Origin of the sequence: Pseudomonas sp. K5002 (assembly GCF_013386655.1) — a bacterium.
GTDB lineage: Bacteria > Pseudomonadota > Gammaproteobacteria > Pseudomonadales > Pseudomonadaceae > Aquipseudomonas.
In genome coordinates this window covers 620-908 of the sequence record NZ_JACARK010000498.1, presented here as the reverse complement: position 1 = coordinate 908, position 289 = coordinate 620, and the positions used below count along the sequence as shown (strand labels likewise).

General features: G+C 61.6%; 1 pseudogene. It reads left to right on the top strand.

What is annotated here, in order from left to right:
- Positions 1-237, top strand: a pseudogene (locus HX846_RS21600) (GntP family permease); the annotation flags it as partial.
- Positions 238-289 lie beyond the last annotated feature (52 nt).

Genomic DNA, 289 nt, shown 5'->3' with positions numbered 1-289 from the left:
GGCATCCTCGCGCCGATGATGGCGGGATTGGCGGCGACGCAAAGCTCACTGGTCGCCCTGGCGATTGGTGCCGGCTCGGTGTTCTTCTGCCACGTCAACGATGCCGGCTTCTGGATGGTGCGCGAATACTTCGGCTTGCAACTGAAGCAGACGATCTGGGTGTGGTCGGTGTTGCAGACCATTGTGTCGGTGGTGGGCCTGGTGGGCACATTGCTGATGTGGCACTTCCTGACGTAATGATCGTTCCCACGCTCCGCGTGGGAATGCATCCCGTGACGCTCCGCGTCAC